18 protein-coding genes and 1 pseudogene are annotated in these 26656 nt (G+C 71.1%); 7 read left to right on the top strand and 12 right to left on the bottom strand.

Translation table 11 applies throughout. The annotated features are described in order from the left end of the window. The first annotated feature begins 177 nt into the window (after window positions 1–177). On the top strand, window positions 178–4479 hold the full coding sequence (locus tag OG753_RS32055; RefSeq protein ID WP_405791083.1) for a ricin-type beta-trefoil lectin domain protein: 4302 nt from the start codon (window positions 178–180) through the stop codon (window positions 4477–4479). 263 nt (window positions 4480–4742) lie between these two features. Then, a complete protein-coding gene (locus tag OG753_RS32050) occupies window positions 4743–6959 on the top strand; it encodes a germacradienol/geosmin synthase (RefSeq protein ID WP_405791082.1) in 2217 nt (738 codons plus the stop codon). A gap of 53 nt (window positions 6960–7012) precedes the next feature. On the opposite strand, the gene OG753_RS32045 is transcribed toward OG753_RS32050, so the two are convergent. The 8 genes from OG753_RS32045 to OG753_RS32010 all read right to left on the bottom strand — a co-directional run bounded on the left by OG753_RS32045 (window position 7013) and on the right by OG753_RS32010 (window position 17599). After that, window positions 7013–8254: a GNAT family N-acetyltransferase gene (locus OG753_RS32045; protein WP_405791081.1), complete on the bottom strand. Its 1242-nt coding sequence runs from the start codon at window positions 8252–8254 to the stop codon at window positions 7013–7015. Window positions 8255–8353: 99 nt separating this feature from the next. Continuing rightward, entirely contained in the window at window positions 8354–9112 is a 759-nt protein-coding gene (locus tag OG753_RS32040; RefSeq protein ID WP_405791080.1) for a septum formation family protein, read from the bottom strand. Window positions 9113–9168: 56 nt separating this feature from the next. Further along, the gene (locus tag OG753_RS32035; RefSeq protein WP_405791079.1) at window positions 9169–10464 is read right to left on the bottom strand and encodes a YncE family protein; all 1296 of its coding nucleotides are present in this window, start codon (window positions 10462–10464) and stop codon (window positions 9169–9171) included. Between the two features lie 209 nt (window positions 10465–10673). After that, window positions 10674–11825, bottom strand: a complete 1152-nt coding sequence (locus OG753_RS32030; protein ID WP_327265072.1) for an XdhC/CoxI family protein — start codon at window positions 11823–11825, stop codon at window positions 10674–10676. Between the two features lie 79 nt (window positions 11826–11904). Next, a complete protein-coding gene (locus OG753_RS32025; protein ID WP_327265071.1) occupies window positions 11905–13368 on the bottom strand; it encodes an NCS2 family permease in 1464 nt (487 codons plus the stop codon). 321 nt (window positions 13369–13689) lie between these two features. Beyond that, complete coding sequence (gene pucD, locus OG753_RS32020; RefSeq protein WP_327265070.1) at window positions 13690–16092, bottom strand: xanthine dehydrogenase subunit D; 2403 nt, start codon at window positions 16090–16092, stop codon at window positions 13690–13692. Window positions 16093–16094: 2 nt separating this feature from the next. Beyond that, on the bottom strand, window positions 16095–16700 hold the full coding sequence (locus OG753_RS32015; RefSeq protein ID WP_383204574.1) for a (2Fe-2S)-binding protein: 606 nt from the start codon (window positions 16698–16700) through the stop codon (window positions 16095–16097). A gap of 2 nt (window positions 16701–16702) precedes the next feature. Beyond that, complete coding sequence (locus OG753_RS32010; RefSeq protein WP_327265068.1) at window positions 16703–17599, bottom strand: xanthine dehydrogenase family protein subunit M; 897 nt, start codon at window positions 17597–17599, stop codon at window positions 16703–16705. A gap of 254 nt (window positions 17600–17853) precedes the next feature. Between OG753_RS32010 and OG753_RS32005 the strand changes: the two genes are divergently transcribed. Further along, window positions 17854–19533 carry a PucR family transcriptional regulator ligand-binding domain-containing protein gene (locus tag OG753_RS32005; RefSeq protein WP_327265067.1) on the top strand — a complete coding sequence of 560 codons (1680 nt, stop codon included), beginning with the start codon at window positions 17854–17856 and terminating at the stop codon, window positions 19531–19533. Between the two features lie 180 nt (window positions 19534–19713). Then, the gene (locus tag OG753_RS32000) at window positions 19714–20481 is read left to right on the top strand and encodes a hypothetical protein (protein WP_405792889.1); all 768 of its coding nucleotides are present in this window, start codon (window positions 19714–19716) and stop codon (window positions 20479–20481) included. A gap of 33 nt (window positions 20482–20514) precedes the next feature. On the opposite strand, the gene OG753_RS31995 is transcribed toward OG753_RS32000, so the two are convergent. Next, window positions 20515–21249 (bottom strand): GntR family transcriptional regulator, encoded by a 735-nt coding sequence (locus OG753_RS31995; protein WP_405792887.1) that lies wholly within the window; start codon window positions 21247–21249, stop codon window positions 20515–20517. 69 nt (window positions 21250–21318) lie between these two features. On the opposite strand from OG753_RS31995, the gene OG753_RS31990 reads away from it, so the two are divergent. Together OG753_RS31990 and OG753_RS31985 are read left to right on the top strand one after the other, a co-directional pair. Next, entirely contained in the window at window positions 21319–22179 is an 861-nt protein-coding gene (locus OG753_RS31990) for a (2Fe-2S)-binding protein (RefSeq protein ID WP_405791078.1), read from the top strand. Between the two features lie 208 nt (window positions 22180–22387). Beyond that, window positions 22388–23446: a DUF2637 domain-containing protein gene (locus OG753_RS31985; RefSeq protein ID WP_327265064.1), complete on the top strand. Its 1059-nt coding sequence runs from the start codon at window positions 22388–22390 to the stop codon at window positions 23444–23446. Between the two features lie 40 nt (window positions 23447–23486). On the opposite strand, the gene OG753_RS31980 is transcribed toward OG753_RS31985, so the two are convergent. Together OG753_RS31980 and OG753_RS31975 are read right to left on the bottom strand one after the other, a co-directional pair. Next, window positions 23487–23945, bottom strand: coding sequence for an ATP-binding protein (locus OG753_RS31980; protein WP_327265063.1), 459 nt, complete (start codon window positions 23943–23945; stop codon window positions 23487–23489). A 131-nt stretch (window positions 23946–24076) separates the two neighbouring features. Beyond that, a pseudogene (locus OG753_RS31975) lies at window positions 24077–24586 on the bottom strand (thiamine pyrophosphate-dependent enzyme); the annotation flags it as partial. 187 nt (window positions 24587–24773) lie between these two features. Between OG753_RS31975 and OG753_RS31970 the strand changes: the two are divergent. Further along, window positions 24774–24977, top strand: a complete 204-nt coding sequence (locus OG753_RS31970) for a hypothetical protein (RefSeq protein WP_327265062.1) — start codon at window positions 24774–24776, stop codon at window positions 24975–24977. 123 nt (window positions 24978–25100) lie between these two features. On the opposite strand, the gene OG753_RS31965 is transcribed toward OG753_RS31970, so the two are convergent. Next, on the bottom strand, window positions 25101–26576 hold the full coding sequence (locus OG753_RS31965) for a protein phosphatase 2C domain-containing protein (RefSeq protein WP_405791077.1): 1476 nt from the start codon (window positions 26574–26576) through the stop codon (window positions 25101–25103). Window positions 26577–26656: the final 80 nt, after the last annotated feature.

Below are 26656 nucleotides of genomic sequence, written 5' to 3'. Positions count from 1 at the left end.
GACAACATGGCGTTTCGTGACATGAACCGGACATCGGGTCTTCACGGAGCACTCACAGCGTGTTGACAGGTTTGCAGATCGGAAGGAACTGTGCCCCTGACTTCTCTTCATTTACCGCTGACAGCGAGGACCTCCGCCTTGAGGCCTGCATTCCTTTCACGCCACTCCGGCCCGGGGGTGTCCGGCAGACGCCGCTCCCCCGGCGCGCTCGCCATCCCGTTGGCCGGCGCCGCCGTCATCGCCCTCGGGGCCGGTCTCCTGACCGGCCCTCCCGCATACGCCGCCGAAGCGCGCAGCCACGGCCCGGCCGATGCGTCCTGGCCCACCCCGACCGCACCTCCGCCCTCGGCGAAGCCGTCGGCGATCAACGCCGCGAAGGCCGAGGCCAAGAGCGGCGGCAAGCGAGTGCTCATCGACTCGCTGACAACGGCCGATTCACAGACCTTCGCCACACCGGGCGGGACACTCACCACGGAGACCTCGCTCGCACCGGAGCGGGTGAAGAACTCCTCCGGAAAGTGGCAGAAAGTCGATGCAACCCTGCGTGCCGCCGCCGACGGCACCTTATCTCCGGTAGCCGTCCCCTCCCGGCTCAGCTTCTCCGGCGGCGGCATGGGTCCGATGGCGACCATGACGACCGCCGACGGCAAGAAGCTGTCCCTCAAGGCACCCTTCGCGCTGCCCAAGCCCGCCCTCAACGGGGACAGCGCGCTCTACCCGTCCGTACTTCCGGGCGTGGACCTCGAACTCACCGCCACAGCCACCGGTGGCTGGCGCCAGGTGCTGATCGTCCGCACCACCGAGGCGGCCGCCAGTGCCGCCGTCAAGAAGCTCAGGTTCCCCGTCGAGGCCGACGGTCTGACGGTGAGCGCCGACACAGTGGGCAACCTCACGGCGGCGGATGCCCAGGGCAACGCCCGCTTCACCGCCCCGACTCCGGTCATGTGGGACTCCGCCCGCTCCGGCGCGGGCGCTGCCGCGGCCCGCGCGAAGTCGGCGGGCGCGTTCGCCAAGCAGTCCGCGCCAGCCGAGGAAACTCCACTGGCCCCTTCCATCGCGTCGAGCTCCGACGGCCCCGGCGAAGGCGCCGCGGTGAAGCCGATCGCCACAACTGTCGAGAGCGGCGGCATCCAGCTCGTGCCCGACAGCACCCTGCTCGGTCAGGGCACGGGCCCCTGGTACATCGACCCGGGCTGGGCCCCAAGCCTGAGCAACGCCAACCAGTCGTGGGCACAGGTCCAGCAGGCGTACCCGGACACCAACGAGTTCAACGGGACGCAGTACGGGCAGGACAGGCCTGCGACGGGCTATTGCGGCTACAACGTGGGCAACCCGCCGTGCGACGGCATCGGCAAGACCCGTGCGTACTTCCAGATCGGCGTCGACTCGCGGCTCTACAACACGACGATCCTCAGCGCGCGCTTCGAGGCGAACGTGGTCTCCTCCTCGAGCCCCAGCACGGTCACGCCAATGGGCCTGTACTCCACGGGCTACATCAGCAGCCCGACGAGCTGGAACCAGCAGCCCTGCGACAAGAACTCGCACATGGGCGGCTGCGAGAAGATCGCCGAGATCAACATGTCCGGGTCCGGTGGCATCGCGTTCGATGTCAAGGGCCTTATGCAGAGAGCCGTCCAGTACGGGTGGCCCACCGTCACACTGGGCCTCGCCCCCAACAACGAGTCGGACAAGTTCTACCGTCAGCGCTTCGACAACACCCCGCGCATCGTGGTCGAGTACGACATCACGCCCACCGTGTCGTCACCGCGCACCGGCCCGACTCCCGGCTTCGCGGACACGGACTCCTACGCCGGCTGCCGCACCCCCGGAGCCACCAACGCCTGGGACAACCCGGGCTGGGTCGGCGCCAACAGCAACATCACCTTCACCGCCGACACCCACTCGGCCACCGGCCTCCAGCTGTGGACAGCCTTCATCGCCTGGGACGACGACGACGGCGGAAAGTCCTTCTTCAGGGAGAGCGGCTGGAACGGCAGCAGCGGCCCGGTCACCGTCGATGCCGGTGAGTTGATCGACGGACACCAGTACGGCTGGCACGCCCGCAACACCGACGGCTTCCTCACCAGCGCCGACAGCGAGTGGTGCTTCTTCCGCGTGGACCGCACCCCGCCGACCTCGGCGATCACGTCCACGGACTTCCCCGCCGCCGGCACCATCGGCGCGCACCCGAAGCTCGCCGGCCAGGAGGGCACCTTCACCCTCACGGGCAACGATCCCGCCCCTGCGACCGGTTCCCGTACCTCCGGCCTGGCCTGCGCCCGCTGGACCACCGACCCCGTCAAGGCGGCCGCCACCGGCTGGAAGTGCACCGACCCCGGCGTGATCAAGCTGACCGGGGGCAAGGCCACCGTCAAGATCACACCTCCGCAGTGGGGCACCAACTACGTCTACCTGCAGACCCAGGACAACGCGGGCAACATGTCTCAGCCGTTCGTCTACAGCTATTACGCGCCGTCCAACCCCGACGCCGGCAAGCCCGTTCTCGGGGACATCGACGGTGACCTCAAGCCCGACGTGCTGCTGCCCGACACCGCCGGAAACCTGCGCAAGATCGCCGGCGGTGGGGATCCGTATTCCGCGCCCAAGGCGAACATGCAGTCCGCCCCCAACGGCACCAACAACTGGAACGGCATCCAGATCACCCACCGAGGCAGCCTGAGCGAGAGGAACGTCGACGACCTGCTCGCCATCGCTCCGGGCCAGCCTTCGCTGTACATCTATCCCAACGACGGAAAGGGCGGCGCCTTCGACGGGCAGGCGAAGCAGGGGGTCAGTAAGCCGACCAGCTGCCTCTCCGTCACCCGAGCACCCATTCCATGCGCGGACCACGGCTACACCGCCGACTGGTCGAAGGTCACCCAGATCGCGGCGTTCGGTGCCCACGCCGGTCTTACCGGACCCAACCCGCCTCACCTGCCGCCCACCTCTCTGCTCTTCATCGAGAACGGACGCCTCTGGCTGAGTGGTTCCGGCGACTCCAACGGCCTCTCCAGCTGGGCCATCCTCCTCTCCGCCAACGACACCAAGTGGGCCGACTACGATCTGATCGCCCCCGGCCGCGCGCAGGGAACCGACTTCCCGACCCTGTGGGCGCGCTCCAAGACCGACGGCAGCCTGCACGCCTTCTCGGTCAAGGGCACCGTCCAGGCCCCCGATCTCACCGCCTTCACCAACCCGGCCGCGGGCCTCATCACCGGCAAGATCGACCCGAAGACGTACCCCCGGGTCGGCTCCGAAGGTGACCTGACCGGCGACGGCATCCCCGACCTGTGGGCCGTCGACACCAACCAGCAGCTCGTCGCCTTCAACGGCGTCGGCACCGCCACTGTGTTCCCGACCGTCACCGGCGTCAGCACGACGCCCGTCACCCTGGGCAACCTCAACATGCCCAAGGCTCAGTGGAAGCTGACCGGCCAGGACGACGCCACCAAGACCACCCCCAGCGCCGTCGGCAACTTCCCCGCGAAGACGACCGACCTCACCTTCCCGACCGCTCCCGAAACCATCGGTGGTCGCAGCTCGACCTACGCCGCCTTCAACGACGCGGGCACCTCATACGCCGGCACCACCGGCCCCGTGATCGACACGCGCAAGAGCTTCACCGTCTCCACCTGGGCCAAGGTCAACGAACTCGGCGGAGTCGTCCTCAGCCAGGATCTGGCCAACAACAGCTCGCTGCTGCTCTTCCCCAACCACACCAAGAAGGTCTGGCAGTTCTCCCTCGCCAACGGCGACACGGGCTCCTGGCCGTACGACGAGACCAACCAGGTCAACAGCGCCGGCCTCATCACGCTGAAGGCCTGGACCCAGCTCACCGCCGTCTACGACCACACCACGGGCCTGATGCGCCTGTACGTCAACGGTGCCCTCGCGGCCACCGGCCACCACAAGGCCTCCACCAGCCCGGCCCCCGTCGGCCCCTTCCAGCTGGGCCGATTCAAGGACTACGGCGCCTACGCCAACTCCCCCTTCAAGGGCGGCATCAGCAACCTCGCCGTCTACCCCTACGCCGCCCCCGTCACCGCCCCGCAAGCGACCGGGCCGATCAACCTGACCCTGTCCGCAGGCAACTGCGTGGACAACGACTTCAACCGTCTGGAGGACGGCAACAAGATCCAGATCGCGGGCTGCAACGGCACCGCCGCCCAGCAGTTCCAGGCCGGCAACGACGGCACGATCCGCAACCAGGGGATGTGCCTGAACGCCGCCAACGGCGGAGTCACCAACGGTACTCCGATCGAGCTCCGCACGTGTGACGGCAGCATCGGCAGCCAGCAGTTCCTGCCCCGGGCCGACGGCGGCGTCTACCACCCCGCCTCCGGCCGCTGCCTCGACCTCGGGGGCTTCAACACCACCCCCGGAACCCAGCTCGGGCTCTGGGACTGCAACCCCAGCCCGGCCCAGCGCTGGACCATCCCCACCCTCGGCACGGCGCCGCTTCCCGTCCCCACCCCGTAACCGCACGCCGCACGCCGCACGCCGATCCACACGGAGGCCGTCTTCCCCATCCGGGGAGGCGGCCTCCGCCGTTTCCTCTCCCTCGGCCTCTCCCCCGCCCGTAGCCCGCGGCGCGCCCCCGCACCGCGGAACGATCCGTCCGTCACCTGATGCGGTGAAATCACCCTTGTCCCATGCGCACCAGGGGTAGGGCACTGCTGATCTCGTGCGGGGGACCGGGGCGACCGGTGTCCCGTACCCATGGACGAAAGGCCGACCCCGCCGTGACGCAGCCGTTCCAACTGCCGGATTTCTATGTGCCCTGTCCGGCACGACTGAACCCCCACCTGGAGCACGCACGGACCCACACCAAGCAGTGGGCGCGCGACTTCGGGATGCTGGAGGGTTCCGGCGTCTGGGAGGAGAGCGACCTCGACTCGCACGACTACGCCCTGCTCTGCTCGTACACCCACCCCGACTGCGACCGCGACGCGCTGGCACTGGTCACCGACTGGTACGTGTGGGTGTTCTTCTTCGACGACCACTTCCTCGAGATGTTCAAGCGCTCCCAGGACCGCGACGGCGCCAAGGCCTACCTCGACCGGCTCGCCGCCTTCATGCCGATGGACCTGTCCGCCGGCTTCCCCGAGCCCACCAACCCGGTGGAGGCGGGGCTCGCCGACCTCTGGGCGCGCACCGTCCCGGCCATGTCCGCCCACTGGCGGGAACGGTTCTCCTTGTCCACGAAGAACCTCCTCGACGAGTCGATGTGGGAGCTCGCCAACATCAACATCGGGCGCGTGGCGAACCCCCTCGAGTACATCGAGATGCGCCGGAAGGTCGGCGGCGCCCCCTGGTCGGCCGGCCTGATCGAGTACGTGTCCGCCGAGGTCCCCGCACGCGTCGCGCACTCACGTGCGCTCGGCGTGCTGCGCGACGCCTTCTCCGACGCCGTGCACATCAGGAACGACATCTTCTCCTACGAACGCGAGGTCACCCACGAGGGCGAACTCTCCAACGCCGTCCTGGTGCTGGAGACCTTCCTCGGCTGCACCACCCAGGAGGCCGCCGAGGCCTCCAACGACCTGCTCACCTCCCGCCTCCACCAGTTCGAGCAGACCGCGCTCCACGAGCTCCCCCAGCTCATCGCCGACCACACGCTCGACCCGGCGGAGATCACGGCCGTCCTCGCCTACGCCAAGGGCCTGCAGGACTGGCAGTCCGGCGGCCACGAGTGGCACATGGTCTCCAGCCGCTACATGAACAAGGAGGCCCGGCCCACCGCCCCGGCGACGCTGCCCTTCCTGCCGACCGGACTCGGCACCACCGCGCTCGACCTGCGGTCCGTGTTCACCCGGCGCTCGATGGAACTGCGCCGCCGTTCCTTCTCCCACGTCCCCTTCGAGCGCACCGGCCCCTCCGTCGTCCCCGAGATCCACATGCCGCACCGGCTCTCCCTCAGCCCGCATCTGGCGCACGCACGCGAGGAGTCCGTGGCCTGGTCCCGGCGCATGGGCCTGCTGGACCCGCAGCCCGGTGACCCGGGCTCGGCGATCTGGACCGAGGAGCGGCTGCGGGGCTTCGACTTCGCGCTCTGCTCGGCCGGCATCGATCCCGACGCGACGCCGCAGGAGCTGGCCCTCAACGCCTGCTGGCTGACCTGGGGCACGTACGGGGACGACTACTACCCGGTGGTCTTCGCCCAGGGCAGGAACCTTCCGGCGGCCAAGGCGACCACCGCCCGCCTCATCGCCATGATCCCGGTCGACCACGCCGGACAGCCGGAGCCGGTCACCGCGATGGAGCGTGCGCTCGGCGACCTGTGGGTGCGCACCAGCGCCGGCATGTCCGCCGGGCAGCGCACCGAGTTCCGGGCGACCCTGGTGAACATGCTGGAGAGCTGGGTGTGGGAGGTGGACAACCAGATCCAGAACCGCATCCCGGACCCGGTGGACTACGCGGAGATGCGCCGCCACACCTTCGGCAGCCACCTCACGATGTACCTGTGCCGTCTCGGGCACCGGGGCCGGGGCATCCCCGAGGAGATCTACGCCTCCGGGACCATCCGCTCACTGGAGAACGCGGTCGCGGACGCCGCCTGCATGATCAACGACATCTACTCCTACCAGAAGGAGGTGGAGGTCGAGGGCGAGGTCCACAACTACATCCTGGTCACACGGAACTTCTTCGACGTCGACTACCCGCAGGCCCTGCACATCTGCCATGAGCTGATGACCCGGCGGACCGAGGAGTTCGAGCACATCGTGGCCAACCAGCTCCCGCTGCTCTATGACGACTGGAAGCTCGGCCCGCAGGCCCGGGAGGCCCTGGACGCGTACGTGGGCGAGCTGAAGGACTGGCACGCCGGCATCCTCAACTGGCACGAGAAGATCCGGCGTTACCGCTCGGAGGACCTGCACCCGCAGCCCGACCTGCTGTCCACCCGCATCCTGGGCCCCGGCTTCGGCATGGCGGCCGCCCGGATCTCCATGTCCGCCTGATCCCGGCGGCGGGGCGGTCCGTTCCCCCGACCCGCCGCCACCGCCGCCGTCCGTCAGAACTCGTCACTCGTGTGCGGCAGTACGGGCGTCCGCAGGGCCGCATCCAGCGCCGCCGCCGCGCCCGGCGTGTGCTCCCGTACGAGCCCGGCCGCGACGAGTTCCCCGACCCGGGTCCCGCCCAGGTAGCAGGCGCCCAGTTCGCGTACGTCCAGGGCCAGGTCGGCAGCGGAGTCGGCGTGCTCGTACGTCGCCCCGCCCGGCCCCGCCTCGAGGCGGAAGCGCCCGGCGTTCGCGGGCAGCCGTACGTCGTGCACCTCCAGCACCACCTCCACCGGCGCGGCCCAGGACCGCGCCGTCAGCGCCGCGCCCACGTCGACCAGGCGCACCCAGAGCGCCGGGAACTGGGCGGTGACCCGTACCTGGTCCCGGTCCGCGGCGAAGTGCAGCAGCGGGTCGTCGAGCGGACGGCCCCACGCCGAGACCTTTCCGGTGAGGTCGAGGGAGGCCACGCACTCCCACAGCGCGGCGGCGACCGCCGGGGTCTCGGCCTCCAGTTCGTCGACCCGGACCAGGCCCGGGACGCGGGATCGTCCGGCCCCGCCCCCGTCGTCCTCCGGCTTCGTGCGGTAGAGGACGTATCCGGCGATCGGCTCGTCCAGGTCGCCCAGGACGATGATCCGCGGCGGGCTCAGCTCCTCGTCCTCCTCGTCCTGTTCGGCGAGCCACTCGTCGCGCCAGCGCTGCTCGCTGCGGGTGGGGCGGCCGGCCCGCCCGGCGCGGGCGGCCTCGTGGAAGGGCCCGATCACGGCGAGGGCCTCTTCCGGGTCGAGGAGCCGCAGCGGGCGCCGGTCCGGGTCGATGCGCAGGGCCAGCGGACGGGTGGAGTCGATCTCGACGGTGGCGCCGGTGGTGGCGCTGCCGTAGCCGAACCGGCCGTAGATGGCGGCCTCGGAGGCCCAGAGGGCGGCGATCGGGCTGCCCGCGGCGGCGGTGCGCCCGAGCATCTCGGCCATCAGACCGGTGAGGACGCCGCGCCGGCGGTGGGTGGGGGCGACGCAGACGAAGGTGAGCCCGGGGCAGGGCAGATCCGCCCCGGGCACGGAGAGCCGGAAGTCGTACGCGGCCATGAAGCCGACCAGGGTGGTGCCGTCGTAGGCGCCGATCCGGTCGCAACTCGCGAGCAGCGCGTGGTGTTTCTCCCGGAGCTCCTTCTCGGGCCGGTCGTGGAAGACCAGGTACGCGAGCTCCAGAGCGCGGTCGATGTCGGACTCGGGTACGTCACGGATGTCCACCATGATCGCGAGACTAATCGGTCATCGCGGACCGGTCACCTCATAATGGCCCGCTTCCCGCATGTGGCCGGATTTCAGGCCCGATCCGGCCTGCGGGACGGGTCAGGAGCCGGTGGCGCGGACCGAGCCGGTGCTGGAGCCGCTGGTGTCACCGAGGAAGCAGGTGACCTCGTGGTCGTCCAAGCTCCAGCCCTCGGAGGTCGGATAGTAGTAGTAGATCTCCATGGTCTTCGGGAGCTTCGCGTCGTCGCCCACGTAGTCGGTGAACTCCTTGCCGGCGCACCGCTTGTCGGCGATCGCGATGATCTTCTCCTTGCCCGGGTACGGCCCGTCCTTCAGGTCGAAGACGGCGTACGCCTCCGACTGGTGCGGCCCGGTGCAGGGCACGGTGTCCACCGAAGGGGGCGCCTCGCCGTCCACGTCCTCGGTCTTCAGTTCCTCCTCTGTGTCGAAGCAGTCGCCCACCTCGATGTCGGCCACGTCGCCGAAGACCGGGCCGGCGACCCGGCCACCGCTGTCGCGCTTCGACAGGGCGCCGGCGCCGTCCGCCGCTCCGAGGAGCCCGAGGGACAGTACGACCACGAGGACCGCGCTGCGGACGGCGGCGGGCGCGAAGGCCGGGCCCCCGCCCCTGCGCCGACGGTGGCGCGCGGTGAGGGTGATGCCGCCCGGGATCAGCGGGATCCGGCGGATCGCCCGGCACATCGACAGGACGAACGCCACGGGGGCGGAGCGGCCCCGCCGGACGCCGTGCGACCGGCGGGGCGGCTCCGGCTGTCCGTACGGTCCCGGGTGCGGGCGCGGCTCCGGGTGCGGCCCGTGCCACGACGGTGGTTGCGGGGGTTGCGACAGTCTGGACATGCGCACAGCACTCCTTGCACAGAGCGTGGGACGCGGCCGACCGGCCACTTCCCACGCTACTCCCCGGCGCGGAGCTCGTCCTGACGGGCGGCGGGACCGCTCCAGCCGGCCGGGACATGGCCGAGCCGGATGCGCTGCGGATGGTCCCCGACGGGGACGGAGACCCGCTTGGCGCCGGTGGAGAAGTCGATGGCCGTGACCCGGTCGGCGCCGCTCTCGGAGATCACGCAGGCGGTGCCGTCGCCGTCGACCGTGGCCCAGTACGGCTTGGCGGCGGGCACGAGCGGGCCCTCGGCCAGGGTGGCTCGGTCCACGACGGTGGCGTAGTCGTCCATGGTGCCCGCGATGCAGAGCTTGGCCCCGTCGGGGCTCATGGACATGCCGTGGTGGCGGGAGTCGTTGACCCAGGTGGTGCGGTCGGTGCTGGTGGCGGGGTTCATCGGGAGGGTCTTGAGGCGGGTGATCCGGTCGGAGGCCACGTCGTACTCGAGGAATCCGTTGAAGAAGGAGACCTGGAAGTAGAGCTTCGACTCGTCGGGGCTGAAGGACACCGGGCGGACGGAGTCGGACAGGTCCCGGCGGCCGAAGGCGTCCAGCCGCTCCCGCATGTCGATCACCCGGACGGTGCGGAAGGTCTGCGCGTCGACCACGGTGATCTTCCGGTCGCCCTTCGTCCAGTCGAGCCAGGGGGCGTCCAGGGCGGTGTTCACCTCGCCGATGGAGCTGTTCCACAGGAAGCGGCCGTCGCGGGAGAAGGTGTTCTCGTGCGGCTTGTCCCCGGTGCCGAAGGAGCCGACCTGGCGCCCGGTGGTGATGTCCAGGACGTGCACGGTGTTGGAGGTGGAGGCCGAGACGGCGATGCGGGTCCCGTCCGGGGAGACCGCCATGTGGTCGGCCCGGAAGCCCGACACCGGGAAGCGCCAGTTGATGCGTCCGGAGGCCACGTCGATGGACACGACGTCGGCGAAGCTGGGGCGGGAGGCGACGACGGCGGAGCCGTCCGGGGTGGTGAACATGTCGTCGACGAACTGATCGTGGCCCTCGCCGGCGCTCTCCCGGATGCCGAGGAAGAAGGCGAGCTTCACGGGGTTGAGGTAGATCTCGCGGAGCCGCTCCGCCTTGTCGGGGATCATATTGATCCGGCCGACCTTGGCGAGGTCGCCGGTGGAGGCGAGGACGTCGGCGGTCCCCTCCCAGTTGTTGCCGACGAAGAGCACCTCGCGCAGGACGCCGCCAGGACCCGTGGCGGTGGCGGGAGATGGGCCGGTACCGGCGCCGGCCGGGGCCGGCGCGAGGACGGTGAGCAGGGTGGCCGCGGCCAGCAGGCCCAGGGTTCGCACGGTACGCAACATCCGCTCAACTCCGCTGCAGGAAAGGGATGGAGAGGGTGCCTCCTATTACCGGCGGGTAAAATAGGGGGAACGCCGAAAGGGCGCAACCCCCGCGGGGTGCGCCCTTTTCTCACGTTCCGCCGACGCCCTGCCGAGGTCCGGCTCACGCGCGGCTCGCGTCCGGCTCACGTCGGGCCGTCACGCGCGGCTCACGTCGGGCCGTCACCCCTTCAAGCGACGGAACCGATCCTGTCGATCACCGTGTTCGAGATGTCCGGGTGGATCGGGATGTGCGCGCCGGTCAGGGCCGCGCCGGTGCCTCCGCGGCGGTTCGCGACGATCTCGGCGGCGATGGACAGCGCGGTCTCCTCGGGCGAGCGGGCGCCGAGGTCCAGCCCGATCGGGGAGCGCAGCCGGGCCAGTTCGATTTCGGTCACGCCGACTTCGCGCAGACGCTTGTTGCGGTCCTCGTGGGTGCGGCGGGAGCCCATGGCGCCGACGTAGGCGACGGGGAGCCTGAGGGCCAGTTCGAGGAGCGGGACGTCGAACTTGGCGTCGTGGGTGAGCACGCACAGGACGGTCCGGCCGTCCACTTCGGTGGTCTCCAGGTAGCGGTGGGGCCAGTCCACGACGATCTCGTCCGCCTCGGGGAAGCGGGTCTTCGTCGCGAAGACGGGCCGCGCGTCGCACACCGTCACCCGGTATCCGAGGAACTTGCCGATCCGCACGAGGGCGGAGGCGAAGTCGATGGCACCGAAGACGATCATCCGCGGGGGCGGGACGCTGGACTCGACCAGCACCTTCAGCGGCTCTCCGCAGAGCCTGCCGTCTGCGCCGATCTCCAGCACGCCGGTCCGGCCGGCGTCCAGCATGGCGCGGGCCTCTTCGGCGATGGTGCGGTCCAGCTCGGGGTGTCCGCCGAATCCGCCCTGGTGGGCGCCTTCGGTACGGACGAACACGGCGCGGCCCATGAGCTCGGCCGGGCCCTGCGCTATCCGGGCCACCGCCGCGGCCTCGCCGCGGGCCGCGGCGGCCAGGCCGGCCGCGAACACCTCCCGCACGGGAGAGCCCACGCGGACCGGGGTGACCAGGATGTCGATGATTCCGCCGCAGGTCAGACCCACGGCGAAGGCATCGTCGTCGCTGTATCCGAAGCGCTCCCGGACGGTCTCGCCGTCCTCCAGCGACTGCCGGCACAGCTCGTACACCGCACCCTCCACGCATCCACCGGACACCGAGCCGATGGCCGTTCCCTCGCTGTCGACGGCGAGGGCGGCACCGGGCTGCCGGGGCGCGCTCCCGCCGACCGCCACGACGGTGGCGACGGCGAAGTCACGTCCCTGCTCGACCCACCGGTTCAGCTCTTCGGCGATGTCCAGCATGGGGGGCCTCCTCGGAGAGGTTCGGTTCCAGTATCGGATACGTGAAGGGTGCGGTTCTGGCTGATCAGGCCGGTCCGGGTCAGCCGACCCCGAGCCAGTGCTCGATCGGGTTCAGGGCGAAGAACACCACGAAGATCGCGGTCAGCGCCCACATGAAGCCGCCGATCTCCCGGGCCTTGCCCTGGGCGATCTTGATGGCGACGTACGAGATGACACCGGCGGCGACGCCGGCCGTGATCGAGTACGTGAACGGCATGATCACGACGGTCAGGAAGACCGGGATCGCGGTCGCGCTGTCGGCCCAGTCCACGTGGCGGGCGTTCTGCATCATCATCGCGCCGATGACGACCAGGGCCGCGGAGGCGACCTCACCCGGGACGATCTGCGTGATCGGGGTGAAGAAGAGGCAGGCGGCGAAGAAGAGGCCGGTGACCACGGAGGCGAGGCCCGTGCGGGCACCCTCGCCGACGCCGGTCGCGGACTCGACGAACACGGTCTGGCCGGAGCCGCCCGCGACGCCACCGATGGCACCACCGGCACCGTCGATGAAGAGCGCCTTGGACAGGCCCGGCATGCGGCCCTTGTCGTCGGCGAGCTTGGCCTCGGTACCGACACCGATGATGGTGGCCATCGCGTCGAAGAAGCCGGCGAGCACCAGGGTGAAGACGATCATGCCGATCGTCATGTAGCCCACGTCGCCCCAGCCGCCGAAGGAGACGTCGCCGAAGAGCGAGAAGTCCGGCATGGAGACCGCGGAGCCGTCGAGGGTGGGCGGACCGTTCTTCCAGGCCTTCGGGTCGATGTCCACGATGGCGTTGAGGATCGCTGCCAGGACGGTGCCGCCGACGATGCCGATCAGGATGGCGCCGGGCACCTTGCGGGCCTGGAGCATGAAGATCGCGATCAGGGTGATGCAGAAGAGCATGACGGGCCAGCCGGACAGCTCACCGACCGCGCCGAGCTGGACGGGGGGACCGAACTCCGGACCCTTGCCCACGAAGCCGGCCTTGAAGAAGCCGATCAGCGCGACGAAGAGGCCGATGCCCATGGTGATGGCGTGCTTGAGCGCGAGGGGGATCGCGTTCATGATCATCTCTCGGAGGCCGGTGACGACCAGGAGACAGATCACGACACCGTAGACCACACACATTCCCATGGCCTGCGGCCAGGTCATCTGGGGGGCCACCTGCGAGGCCAGCACGCCGGACACGGACAGACCGGCGGCGAGGGCGAGCGGCACCTTGCCGACGAAGCCCATGAGGAGCGTGGTGACGGCTGCGGCGAACGCGGTGGCGGTGATGATCGCCGAGGCGGCCATCGAGGCGCCGGCGACGTCCTTGCCCGAGAGGAGCAGGGGGTTGAGCAGCAGGATGTACGCCATCGCCATGAAGGTCGTGATACCGCCACGAACCTCATTGCCGACGTTGGATCCTCTGTGCGTTATGTGAAAGTACCGGTCGAGCCAGGACCTTCCCGCGGGGGGATGAGAGCCGTCGCCGGCATCTTCCGCGGTGGTCTTCGGCTCTACTGACGATTGGGTCATGGTGCCTAACTCCCAAGGTTCAAAGGGGCACCCGCTTGGAGATTGGAGACGCGGGATTTGGGATGGTGCGTTTGGCTGCACGACCCGGGGTGACGGCCCGAGGCGACGCGAATGTGCACTGCGTGTACTGCGGGTAGTGCGGGGGTGACCGCTGGTACTACGGGGGTTCTTGCAGGGGTACTGCCAAGTGAAGGGACCGCGAGCGGTGCGGTGCTTCGTATGTCCTCCGGACGGCGCGCCGTGAAGTGTGACGTTCCCATGCGCACCGTCCGGAGAGTCTGAGGAGGTCCGGTGGCCTTGCGGCCCCCGGACCGCGCCGTCCTAGAGGGTCCCGGTAAGGGCTTCCGGACGGATCGGCGTCTTGTTGATCTCAAGACCCGTCGCCTGCCGGATCGCCGCGATGACGGCCGGGGTGGACGAGAGGGTCGGGGCCTCGCCCATACCGCGCAGGCCGTAGGGGGCCTTCGGGTCGGCGAGCTCCAGGACGTCGACCGGAATGGTCGGGGTGTCGAGGATGGTCGGGATCAGGTAGTCCGTGAAGGAGGGGTTGCGCACCTTCGCGGTCTTCGGGTCCACGATGATCTCTTCCATGATCGCGACGCCGAGACCCTGGGTGGTACCACCCTGGATCTGGCCGACCACGGAAAGCATGTTGAGGGCCTTGCCGACGTCCTGTGCGGTCGCCAGCTCGACGACCTTGACGAGGCCGAGCTCGGTGTCCACCTCGACGACCGCGCGGTGCGCGGCGAAGGTGTACTGGACGTGGCCGTTGCCCTGGCCGGTGACCAGGTCGAAGGGCTCGGTCGCCGCGTGACGGAACTCGAGCTCCAGGTCGATGGCCTCGTTCCCGAGGATGTCGGCGATGTCCGCGAGGACCTCGCCGCCGTCGGTGACGACCTTTCCGCCTTCGAGCAGCAGCTCGGCCGTGGCCCACGCGGGGTGGTACGAGCCGTTCTTGCGGCGGCCGATCTCCAGGAGCGCCTCGCGGACGGCCTCACAGGTGTTCTTCACCGCGCCACCGGTCATGTACGTCTGCCGGGAGGCGGACGTGGAACCGGCGGAGCCGACCTGCGTGTCGGCCGGGTGGATCGTCACCTGCGTGACGCCCAGCTCGGTACGGGCGATCTGCGTGTGAACGGTGATGCCGCCCTGGCCGACCTCCGCCATGGCCGTGTGGACCATCGCGACGGGCTCGCCGTTGATGACCTCGAGCCGCACGCGGGCGGTCGAGTAGTCGTCGAAGCCCTCGGAGAAGCCGACGTTCTTGATGCCGACCGCGTAGCCGACGCCGCGGACGACGCCCTCACCGTGGGTGGTGTTCGAGAGGCCACCGGGCAGCGCGCGGACGTCCGCGCTCTCGCCGGCGGACTCCCACTGGCGCTCGGGCGGCAGCGGGCGGGCCTTGACCCGGCGCAGCAGCTCGGCGACGGGCGCCGGGGCGTCCACGACCTGGCCGGTCGGCATGACCGTGCCCATCTCCATGGCGTTCAGCTGGCGGAACTCGACCGGGTCCATGCCCAGCTTCGCCGCGAGCTTGTCCATCTGGGCCTCGTAGGCGAAGCAGGCCTGGACGGCGCCGAAGCCGCGCATCGCGCCGCAGGGCGGGTTGTTCGTGTAGAGCGCGATCGCCTCGATGTCCACGTCCTCCAGGACGTAGGGACCCACCGAGAGGGAGGAGGCGTTGCCCACGACCGCCGGGGAGGCGGACGCGTAGGCGCCGCCGTCCAGGACGATCTTGCACTTCATGTGCGTGAGCTTGCCGTCCTTGGTGGCGCCGTGCTCGTAGTACAGCTTCGCCGGGTGACGGTGCACGTGGCCGAAGAAGGACTCGAACCGGTTGTAGACGATCTTGACCGGCTTGTTCGTGGCCAGGGCCAGGAGGCAGGCGTGGATCTGCATCGAGATGTCCTCGCGGCCACCGAAGGCACCGCCGACGCCCGAGAGCGTCATACGAACCTTCTCCGGCGGGAGGCCCAGGACCGGGGCGATCTGCTGGAGGTCCGAGTGCAGCCACTGGGTGGCGACGTAGAGCTCGACACCGCCGTCCTCGGACGGCACGGCCAGACCGGACTCCGGGCCGAGGAAGGCCTGGTCCTGCATGCCGAAGGTGTACTCGCCCTCGACGATGACGTCGGCGCGCTTGCGGGCCTCCTCCACGTTGCCGCGGATGATCGGCTGGCGGTGCACGATGTTCGGGTGCGGGACGTGACCGATGTGGTGGTCGTCGCGGCCCTCGTGGATCAGCGGCGCGTCGGGGGCGAGGGCGGAGGCCTCGTCCGTGACGAGCGGCAGCTCACGGTAGTCGATCTTGATCTTGGCGGCCGCGCGGCGGGCGGTCTCCGGGTGGTCGGCGGCCACGAGGGCGACCGGCTCACCGTGGTGCCGTACCCGGCCGTTGGCGAGAACCGGGGTGTCCTGGATCTCGAGGCCGTAGTTCTTCATCTCGGCCGGCAGGTCGTCGTACGTCAGCACCGAGTAGACGCCGGGCATGGCGAGCGCCTCGGAGATGTCGATGGAGACGATCTCGGCGTGGGCGACGGTGCTGCGCAGGGTCTGGCCCCAGAGCATGTCCTCGTGCCACATGTCCGAGGAGTAGGCGAACTCACCGGTGACCTTGAGGGTGCCGTCGGGACGGAGAATCGATTCGCCGATGCCGCCCTTGTTGTGCTTCTGGGTGACGTTCGTCGGCGTACCGGCGGGCACGGTGCGGGTGTTCTGAGCCATGGTCAGACCGCCTCTCCCTGACGGGCGGCCGCGAGGCGGACCGCGTCGAGGATCTTCTCGTAGCCCGTGCAGCGGCAGAGGTTGCCGGACAGGGCCTCACGGATGTCCTGGTCGGACGGGGAGGAGTTCTCCTCCAGGAGCGCGTCCGCCTGGATGAGCAGACCCGGGGTGCAGAAACCGCACTGCACGGCACCGGCGTCGATGAACGCCTGCTGGATGTTGGAGAGCGGGGTGCCCTCGCCGGTCTGCGAGTCGCCCGGCTTGGCCTGCCACTGCTTGGCCGCGTCCAGGGACACACCCTTGCTGCCGCAACCGCCGCCGGTGCCGCAGGCACCGCCGTGACCGTGCTCGTCACGCTGCTTGGAGAAGTCCGCCAGACCCTCGACGGTCACGACGTCGCGACCCTCGACCTGGCCGGCCGCCACGAGACAGGAACAGACCGGTACGCCGTCGAGGCGGACGGTGCAGGAACCGCACTCGCCCTGCTCACAGGCGTTCTTCGAGCCCGGCAGGCCCAGACGCTCACGCAGGACGTAGAGAAGGGACTCGCCCTCCCACACATCGTCGGCTTCCTGCTGACGGCCGTTGACCGTGAAATTGACGCGCATGATTACGCAGCCCCTTCAAGCGAGCGGCCGTTGCCGGTACCGCGGTACTGCTCCCAGGTCCAGACGAGCTGGCGGCGAGCCATGATGCCGACCGCGTGACGGCGGTACTTCGCCGTGCCGCGGACGTCGTCGATCGGGTTGGCCGCGCCGGAGGCGAGGTCACCGAACTGCTTGGCGATCGACGGGGTGATGACCTTGCCGGACTCCCAGAAGCCGCCCTCTTCGAGCGCGGCGTTCAGGAACTCCTCGGCGGCCTTCGCACGGATCGGGGTCGGCGCGGCCGAGCCGATGCCGGTGCGGACCGTGCGGGTGTCCGGGTGCAGCGCCAGGCCGAACGCGCAGACCGCGATGACCATCGCGTTGCGGGAGCCGACCTTGGAGTACTGCTGGGGTCCGTCCGCCTTCTTGACGTGGACGGTCTTGATGAGCTCGTCGGCGGCGAGCGCGTTGCGCTTGACGCCGGTGTAGAACTCGTCGATCGGGATGAGGCGGGAGCCGCGTACGGACTCCACCTCGACCTCGGCGCCCGCCGCGAGCAGCGCGGGGTGGGAGTCACCGGCCGGCGAGGCGCAACCGAGGTTGCCGCCGACACCGCCACGGTTGCGGATCTGCGGGGACGCGACCGTGTGCGAGGCGAGCGCGAGTCCCGGAAGCTCCGTACGGAGGTTCTCCATGATCTGCGTGTACGGGACGGAGGCGCCCAGGCGAACCACATCCTCGCCGACCTCCCACTCCCGCAGCAGACCGATGCGGTTCAGGTCCAGGAGGTACTCCGGCCGGCGGTGGTCGAAGTTGATCTCGACCATCACGTCGGTGCCACCCGCAATCGGCACAGCTGAGGGGAACTCGGCCTTAGCGGCGAGCGCCTCCTCCCAGCTGGCGGGGCGAAGGAAGTCCATGAGCGGCTCTCTTCTTCTTCATCGTGTCGTTTACTTCAAGCCAGGAGGCCCGAGAGCCCTCGACTGGTCGTTCACGTGCTGTTAACGCGGTGTGGACCCAGTACACAAGCCGCCCGTCCCCCGGGTGCAGTCACCGAAACCATGAAGGAGTTGGCTGACGGCCTCCCTCGTCTTGTAGATTCGTATGAAAGGCAGGATGCGACGACCTGCCCGATTTCCAACGGCAACATTCGAGACAGATCGGCGGCGACATCATGCGGCTGCGCGCACTGCTGGAAACCGAGGCGCTGGGGCTGCGGCTGCTCGGCGGCGAGGGTGAACTCGACCGGACGGTCCGCGGGGTCATGACGACCGACCTGCGGGATCCCAGCCGGTACCTGTCGGGGGGCGAGCTGGTCCTTACTGGCCTGGCCTGGAGACGAAATTCAGCCGACTCCGAGCCATTCGTACGAATCCTGGCGAGTGCGGGCGTCGCCGGGCTCGCCGCGGGCGAGGCGGAGCTGGGAGCGATCCCGGACGATCTTGTTTCGGCCTGCGTGCGCAACCGGCTGCCGCTGTTCGCCGTGAACGAGGACGTTGCATTCGCCACGATCACCGAGTACGTCGTCCGGCAGGTCTCGGGAGAGCGTGCGGGTGACCTCGCGGCCGTCGTGGACCGCCATCGCCGCCTGATGACCTCGGGTCCGGCCGGCGGCGGCCCCGATGTGGTGCTGGATCTGCTCACCACCGACCTCGATCTCCGGGCCTGGGTGCTGTCCCCCACGGGCCGGCAGATCGCCGGGGCGGGCGAGCCGCTGGCGCCGGGCGTGTGCGCAGCACTGGCGAGCGAGCACCTTGCGGCGGTCCGGACGGGCCGCAGGGGGCCGCATCGGATCTCCATCCAGGGTATTACGTACTCGCTCTTCCCGATCAGGGGACACGGCCGCGGCGCCGCAGGTCCGGCCGCCCGCGACGTGCGCGAGACGGTCCTGTCGGACTGGCTGCTGGCCGTCGAGGCGGACGCGGGCGACTGGCCCGCCGAGCGCCTGGATCTGCTGCAGGGCGTCACCCAGCTGATCGCCGTGGAACGGGACCGGCGCGACGCGGCCCGCACGGTGCGGCGCCGCCTCGCACAGGAGGTCCTGGAACTGGTCCAGACGGGTGCCCCGCCCGCCGAGATCGCCGCCCGTCTGCGGGTGGCCGCCCCGGTGCTGCTGCCCGGGCTGGGCGCCGCCCCGCACTGGCAGGTCGTCGTGGCCCGGGTGGACTGGGACGGCGGGGACATCCCCGGCGGCCCGGTGGCCCAGTCGCTGCTGGAGGAGATCCTCGTCGACCCGTCGGTCTCGGGGCCCGAGCCCTCGGACCGGATCGCGGTCGCCCATGCGGGCGACGAGGCCATCGCCCTGGTACCGCTGCCGTCGCTGTCCGGGGACGCCGGGGAGGACAAGGGCCCGGACTCCGCCCTGCACGCCGACGAGCTGCTCGCGGCCGTACGGGACCCCCTGGCCGCCGGTCTGGCCGACGACGGCCGGCTCACGCTCGGCGTCAGCGCGGCCGTGCACTCCGCCGAGGGGCTGCGCGGGGCGCTGGAGGAGGCCCGGCACGCCCGCCGGGTGGCCGCGGCACGCCCGGGCCGGGTCTGCGCGGCGGGCCACCACGAGCTGGCCTCGCACGTGCTGCTGCTGCCGTTCGTCCCGGACGACGTCCGCCGTGCCTTCACGGCCCGGCTGCTGGACCCGCTGCGGGACTACGACCGGCGTCACCGCGCGGAGCTCATCCCGACGCTGGAGGCCTTCCTCGACTGCGACGGTTCCTGGACCCGCTGCGCGACGCGCCTGCACCTGCACGTCAACACGCTGCGCTACCGCGTCGGGCGAATCGAGCAGTTGACGGGCCGGGACCTGTCCCGGCTGGAGGACAAGCTCGACTTCTTCCTCGCACTGCGGATGAGCTGAGAAGATCCGCCCGCGGCCGCGGCGGTTCGGCCGCGGGGCGGCTGATGATCCGTCCGGACTTTGTGAAAGAGTTCACCCAACCCCTTGGCCGATGGCTCCGATCCGTGCTCTCATTTCGCCCCAGGGCTCAATGACGCGCTGCTTGGTTGCTTTGGGGAGGGCAATGTGGCGGACACCGCCATGTCGGGTGCCGGAACAACCGGAGGGGACGACCCCCTTCAGCGGGCGATATGGCGGCTGCGCTCGCGCGGCTGTTGGACCGATGCGGCTGCGCTCCTGACGCCGCACGTCGGCAGCGCCGCGGCCGCGGTGCAGCGAACCGCGCTGCTGGTGGAACGGTGCCTGTTCACCGGTCAGGGCTGGGCCGAGGCCGAGGACGCGCTGCGGATCGCCGAGGCGATCGCCCAGGACGACGAGGACCGGGGTGCGGCCGCGTGCGAACGGGGCCAGCTGGCGTACGCCGCCACCGTGCTCGGCGTTCGCGACCGGGCCGACGAGGCCCGCTCCGCGCTGGGCCGGGCCGCGGCCCTGCTGTCCCCCGATTCCCGGACCCGCCCGCTGCTGGACTTCCGGCGGGGGCTCGTCGCCGAGCACCTGGCGGACGCACCTCAGTCGGCCCGGCCGGCCTACCACCGGGCCCACGCGGGGGCCGAGGCGCACGGGGACACCCTGCTGCTGTCCTTCACCTGGCGGCACCTGGCCGCGCTGGCCCTGCGGGACGGGGAGGTCGCGGAGGCCCGCAAGGGCTTCGCGGAGTCCCTGCGCATCCGCGAGGACCTGGGCTTCCTGATCGGCACGGCCCCGGCGCTGGCGGCGCTGGCCGAGGCAGAACCGGAACCGGAGGCCGCCCGTCTGCGCGCGGAGGCCCGCCGCCTGTTCCACCTGCTGGGCGGCATCCCCACCTGGCTGGCGGACCAGCTCCACCCGACCCCCTCGCCCGCGGCGTAGCCGCCCGCACCCGCGGGGCGCCCCGGCCCCCGGTCAGGCCGGGGAGCCCGCGAAGTGTTCGCGGACCAGGGACTCCACCACCGGGAGGTCCCGCGCGATCAGGGCCTCCAGCAGCGCCGAGTGCTCCGCCGCGTCGGCGACGAGATCGGCCCGGCGAACCCGCGGTGCGCCCGGCAGGGGCCACTGGGCGCGGCGGTGGAGCTCCTCCGCCACCTGTACGAGCTGGTCGTTGCCGGCCAGTCGCAGCACGGCCCGGTGGAAGTCCCGGTCCGCCTCCGCGTACCCCGGCAGGTCACCGGCCGCGGCCGCCTCGGCCGTCGCGGCCGCGACCGGCCGCAGCGCCTCCCAGGCGTCCGCCGGCACCGTACGGGCCAGCCTCAGCATCACGGGGACCTCGAGCAGCGCCCGTACCTCGGCCAGCTCGGCGAGCTCCCGCGGGGTGCGGGAGAGGACGCGGAAGCCGCGGTTGGGCAGGCATTCCACCGCCCCCTCCACGGCCAGCTGCTGCATCGCCTCGCGCACGGGGGTCGCGGAGACCCCGAAGCGCTCGCCCAGGGCCGGGCCCGAGTAGATCTCGCCGGGCACCAGCTCTCCGTCGACCAGGGCCGCGCGCAGCGCGTCGAGCACCTGACCGCGCACCGAATGGCGCATCACCTTCCGGCTTTGTGCCGGTACCCGGGCGCGGGCCGTTTCGTGCACTCGGTCCTCCTCCGGGTCTCGACCTGTCCTGAGAATAGGTGACGGGGCGCGCGGGGAGGGGGTGCGGATCGATCCACATCAGGTAAGGTAAGGCTAACCTGTTAACGATCGTGCGATTCTGTGATTCGGTGGCCCGCCATGACCGTCACGACCTTCCCGGCCGTCACAACCGCCCCGCCCGTCTCTGCGGTGGCGGATGCGTTCGCCCGGCTGGCCGAGGCGTACGGCGGGCTGAAGGTGATCGAGCGAACCGCGCACGAACCCGTCCCTCGCGGTGCGGGATGGGTGGGCGCGGACGAGCTCGCGGCCGGCGGGCCGGCCCTGGACGCCTTCCTCGCCTGGGACAACGCCCAGGTCCTGCGGGACTACGGGACCCAGGCCCGCCCCGATGTGATCGCGGGGTTCGGGCTGCACCGGTACGCGTGGCCGGCCTGCCTGCTGATCACCCTGCCGTGGTTCCTGCACCGGCGGGTCCCCCGGATCCCGGTCACCCAGGTGGCCTTCCACCGGACGCTGGGCCGGATGAGCATCCACGTCGGGGAATTCGCCTGCCTGCCGGACGACCCGGCGGCCGCGCTCCCGGGGGCCCGTGTCGTGCCCGACGAGGAGGCGCTGCGCGAGGAGGTGCGGGCTGCGGTGGCCCAGCACCTCGGTCCGCTGCTGGAAGGTTTCGGCCCGCGCATGCGGCGCGGCCGCCGCGCCCTGTGGGGGATGGTGACCGACGAGGTCGTCGAGAGCCTCTGGTACATCGGCAATCTGCTCGGCGAGGAGCAGCGGGCCATGGCCGAGCTGGAGGCGCTCCTGCCCGGCTCGACCGCCCCGTACACGGGGGGCGCGGGGTTCCGTACGCTCACGGGGCCCGCCGGTGAGGAGCTGCCCACCCGGGACCGGGCCGGCTGCTGCTTCTTCTACACCATCCGCCCCGAGGACACCTGCGTCACCTGCCCCCGCACCTGCGACGCCGAGCGGGTCACCCGGCTCGCGGCGACCGCCGCCTGAACCCACCCCGTACGGCTGACCGAATTCGAACGCAACTCGGCCCGCACGGGCGTCAGTTCGAGTCACAACACCCTATCCGGCGGGCCCCGCCCCCCGATGGCGTCCACTTGCCCCGAAACCCGCGTGCACGGCTCACCGGCTGCGCCACTATGGCGCCCGGAAAGCCGCACGGCCGCACAGCCGCATACGCGAGGCAAGGGACATCCGCATGAGACTGACCGACATATCGCTGGACTGGCTGCTGCCCGGCAGCCTGCTGATCCTGGGCGTACTTGCGGCAGTTGCGGTACTGGCCCGTGGCAAGCGCGAGAGCGAGAAGGCCGCGGCCGACGACAGCTGGGAGCGCAGCGAGGAACGGCGGCGCCGCAAGGAAGCCGTCTACGGGACCGCGTCGTACGTCCTGCTCTTCTGCTGCGCGGCGGTCGCCGCCGCGCTCTCCTTCCACGGACTGGTCGGCTTCGGCCGGCAGAACCTCAACCTCACCGGAGGCTGGGAGTACCTGGTCCCCTTCGGCCTCGACGGCGCCGCGATGTTCTGCTCGGTGCTCGCCGTGCGCGAGGCCAGCCACGGCGACGCGGCCCTCGGCTCGCGCATGCTCGTCTGGCTGTTCGCGGGCGCGGCCGCCTGGTTCAACTGGGTGCACGCCCCGCGGGGCCTGGGACACGACGGGGCCCCGCAGTTCTTCGCGGGGATGTCACTCTCGGCGGCCGTCCTGTTCGACCGCGCCCTCAAGCAGACCCGCCGGGCGGCGCTGCGCGAACAGGGCCTGATCCCGCGGCCGTTGCCGCAGATCCGGATGGTCCGCTGGCTGCGGGCCCCCCGGGAGACCTTCGGCGCGTGGTCGCTCATGCTGCTGGAGGGGGTCCGCACGCTCGACGAGGCCGTGGACGAGGTGCGCGAGGACAAGAAGGAGCGGGAGCAGGACCGGCACCGCAGGCGCGATCAGAACCGGCTGGACCGGGCGCGCATCAAGGCGCTGGGCCGGCAGAACCGGGCGTTCGGGCGGTCGCGCGGCCGCCAGGTCGAGCTCCCGGAACTCACGCAGGGAGCGGGCTCCGCGCCGGTCGGCGCGGAGCCGGCCATACCGGAATCGGGACAGCTGCCACTACGACGCCGGCCCTCCCTGCAGGCCGTCAACGGAACCGAATCCCTTGAGGTGACCGGCCCCCGGACGGTGGACCTCACCGCCGAGGACGACACCCAGACCATTCCCCGGCTGGACTCGCTGGAGCGCAAACTGAAGGATCTGGAGCAGCAGTTCGGCTGACGGGTCCTGCGGTGAGGGGAAACCCCGGAGGGCCCGCCCGTCAGGCGGGCCCTCCGTCGTACGGCGCGTCGCGCCGTGCGTCGAGCTCGAACCACACCACCTTGCCGCTGCCCGGGGCTGTCGCGTCCACGCCCCAGTCGTCGGCGAGCGCCTGTACCAGCACGAGCCCCCGGCCGTGCGTACCGTCGTCGGCGGTCGGTACGTACGGCCGGGGTCTGCGTGCGGCGTAGTCCCGGACCTCCACCCGTAAGCGGGTGGCGGCGAGACTCGCGTGCACCTCCGCGCCCCGGTCGGTGTGGACGAGGGCGTTGGTGACGAGCTCGGTGATCAGCAGCTCGGCCACCTCCGCGGCGTCGGTCCGGCACCGGTGGCGCATCAACTCCCGTAATGCCCGGCGGACTTCACCCACGGCCTTCAGGTCGGCCCGGCGTACGCTCCGGGTGATCCGCAGCGTGTCCACCGCGCCCCCGTCCTCGTCGGCGGACGGCTCGCGCGGCACCGGCCTCCCTCTCCCCCACTGCTTTCCGGTCTTCGCCCCCACCCGCACGGCGATGTCCCTCCCCCGCGTCCTTGCTCTCGAACAGGTCTACGGGATGCATGCCCCCGGGGCGGTTCCGCACTCCTGCGGGCTTACGGACGGGGCGCTTCACGGAGGCTGGATCGAGCCATCCGGATCACGCGTCCCATCCCGCCGTCGAGCACGATCCTTCCGGTGGACCGTGCATATCCGGTCACCGCTTCGGCGCCGGTCCTCGGAGGAACCGACAGGGCATCGGGGTCCGTCACCCCGTCCACCGGAGCCGGTCCCGGGTGCCGGAAAACGTCCTTCAGAGCCCCTGTGAGCTGCTCGTACTTCTCCACGCGGATCCCGTACGCACACGCCGCGCGGGCGATGGCCGCGAGGTCGGGGTTCTTGTCCGTCGTCCCGCAGGAGGGCAGGCCGGAAACCGGCGTCCCCAACTCGGCCACTACGGCACATGAGTTGGCGAACAGGAGCACTTTGACGGGCAGGCCGTACTGCAGCAGGGGGAGGAAATCTCCCACCGGCATCGAGAAACCGCCGTCGCCCGACATCGACACCACTTGACTGCCGTTCGGGGAAAGATAGCGCGCCGCCCACCCATTGCACATGCCGCTGTCGGCTTCGCCGCACCGGCACGTTCAGGGCGCGCAAGGTCTTCCGTACGTCGCCCCGGAACGCGAGGTCCGACCGGGCCCGGCGGCCCGACAGGCGTCACCCGAATGGAGTAATCCAACGCGCCACCCACACGAGTGAAGATCAAACTGATGAGTGCCCCAACCGAGTTAATCGTGAAAGGGAAACCACATGCGCATGCGACGAATTCTGGCCGCCGTCATGGCCACGGCAGCCCTCGCCGGACTCGGCCTCACAGGTGCCGCCACCGCCGCGGCCGCCCCCAACACCGCCGTCACCGGGAGCCTCACCCCGGGTGAGTGCACGGACGCCGGCGGAAAGGTCGTCGGAATGTACTGCCAGGGCGGCACGAAGGACGGGCAGATGGTCGACTAACACCACTGGACCACACCCGAGCGGGCGCCCCGCGGCCACGCGCCGCGGGGCGACCCCGCACGAGCACGCCGCACCATCACGGTGACACCGCGTACGCCTCCCGTCCAGCCCACGGGCGCACCGTCACGCCTCCCAGATCGCGGCAGCCGTACGGTCGTCGGCGTAGCCCTTGAGGCGGAGCTGGGTGTCCGCGAGGAAGGCCGCGAGGCCGGGTGGCTCCTGTCCGGCCCAGCGCGCGGCGAGCTCCGCCGGGAAGGCGACCTCCTCGCGCATGGGCTCAGCCAGGCCACCGGAGCACAGCAGCAGGGTGTCCCCCGGCCGGGCCACGGCCGCGCGGAACCGGAAGCCGCCCTCGGTGTCCACGGCCTGCCCGGCGGGCTCCAGGTCCTGCCACTGCCCCGAGCGGAGCCGGAACAGACCGCCCGCGCCGGCGCCGAAGCACACCCGGGTGCGGCACTGCGGGTCCACCGGGAGCAGCAGCCCGCGCAGTCCCGCGGTGTACGCCGACTCCGCGAGCCCGAGCTCGGCGGCGCGGGCCCGCAGTCGCCCGTAGCCGCGGTCGGTGAGGCGCTGGAGGCCCGAGCGCAGGGCGTCGCGGTGCCCGGCGCGGATGTCGTCGGCCAGCCTGTCCTGGCTGCGCCCGACGGCGGACGCGACCGTGCGGCACAGTTCGGCGGCGGCCTCGGCGGCGCCGGGGGCCGCCCGGTCCCCGCCCGCGAGGGCCACCAGGATCAGCGCGTCGTCGCCGCTGCCGAAGCGCGCGGTGAGCAGGAAGTCGCGGCGGGATTCGCCGCGGTAGCGGGCGGAGTCCCCGCGCAGGGAGGCGGCGCGCAGGGTGTAGGTGCCGTAGCGGGCGCCCTCCAGGACGGTGTCCGGGGTCAGCCCGTCGAGGGCGGCCGGGTCGGCGGGAGGGAGGGCCCCCGGTTCGGGGGCGTAGGTGGGTGCGCGGTCGCCCAGGTGGGACACCTCGGGCCGGACGGCCGCCGGCCCGGAGGTCGAGGGCCCTGGCTCGGCCTCGGGCTCGGCCTCGGCCTCGGCCTCGGGCTGGGCTTCTCGCTCGCGCTCGGGCGTCGCCGCGCGCCCCGGATCCGCGGCCGGCCCCGAGGAGGGGGCGGGGGCTGACCAGGCCTCCCCGCGCGGGGGCTCCCAGTTCCGTACCGGCAGCTCGGGGCCCGGCACGGGCGGTACGGCCACGCCGCCGAGGGCGTACCCGGTGGCCTCGCCCGCCCGGGGGTCGCGCGGCGGCGGGAGGGTGGGCAGGGTCGGGGTGCGCGTCGGGGGCGGGACCGGCGGCGCGGGCGGCGCCGGCTCCGCGTCCCCCTGCCGGGGGCCGGGCACGAGCGGCTCCGGGGCGCGCGGAGGTTCCGGCGGGCCGGGGTCCGGCGCCAGGTCCGGCACCGGACCCGAAGCCCGCGCCGCACCCGAAGCCGGGGTCGGTGCCGGGGTCGGTGCCCCGCCCGGGTCCGTTGCCGGATCCGTCGTCACGCCCGCCGCCGAGCGGAACCGGTTGTCCAGGGTGTCCCCCGGGTCGGGTTCCGCTCCCGCGTCAGGGCCCTCGTAGAGCTTCTGCCACCAGTCGTCCGCGCCCTGCTGACTCATGGCTTCATTCTCGGCCCCCCGCGGGGGCGGAAAACGCCGAATGCGCGAAAAGGGTCCACCGGACCACAGTCCGGTGAACC

This window comes from Streptomyces sp. NBC_00029, from assembly GCF_045160505.1.
In the GTDB taxonomy this organism is placed as follows: domain Bacteria; phylum Actinomycetota; class Actinomycetes; order Streptomycetales; family Streptomycetaceae; genus Streptomyces.
The sequence above is the reverse complement of the archived record's forward strand: the minus strand, read 5'-3'. Positions and strand labels throughout refer to the sequence as shown.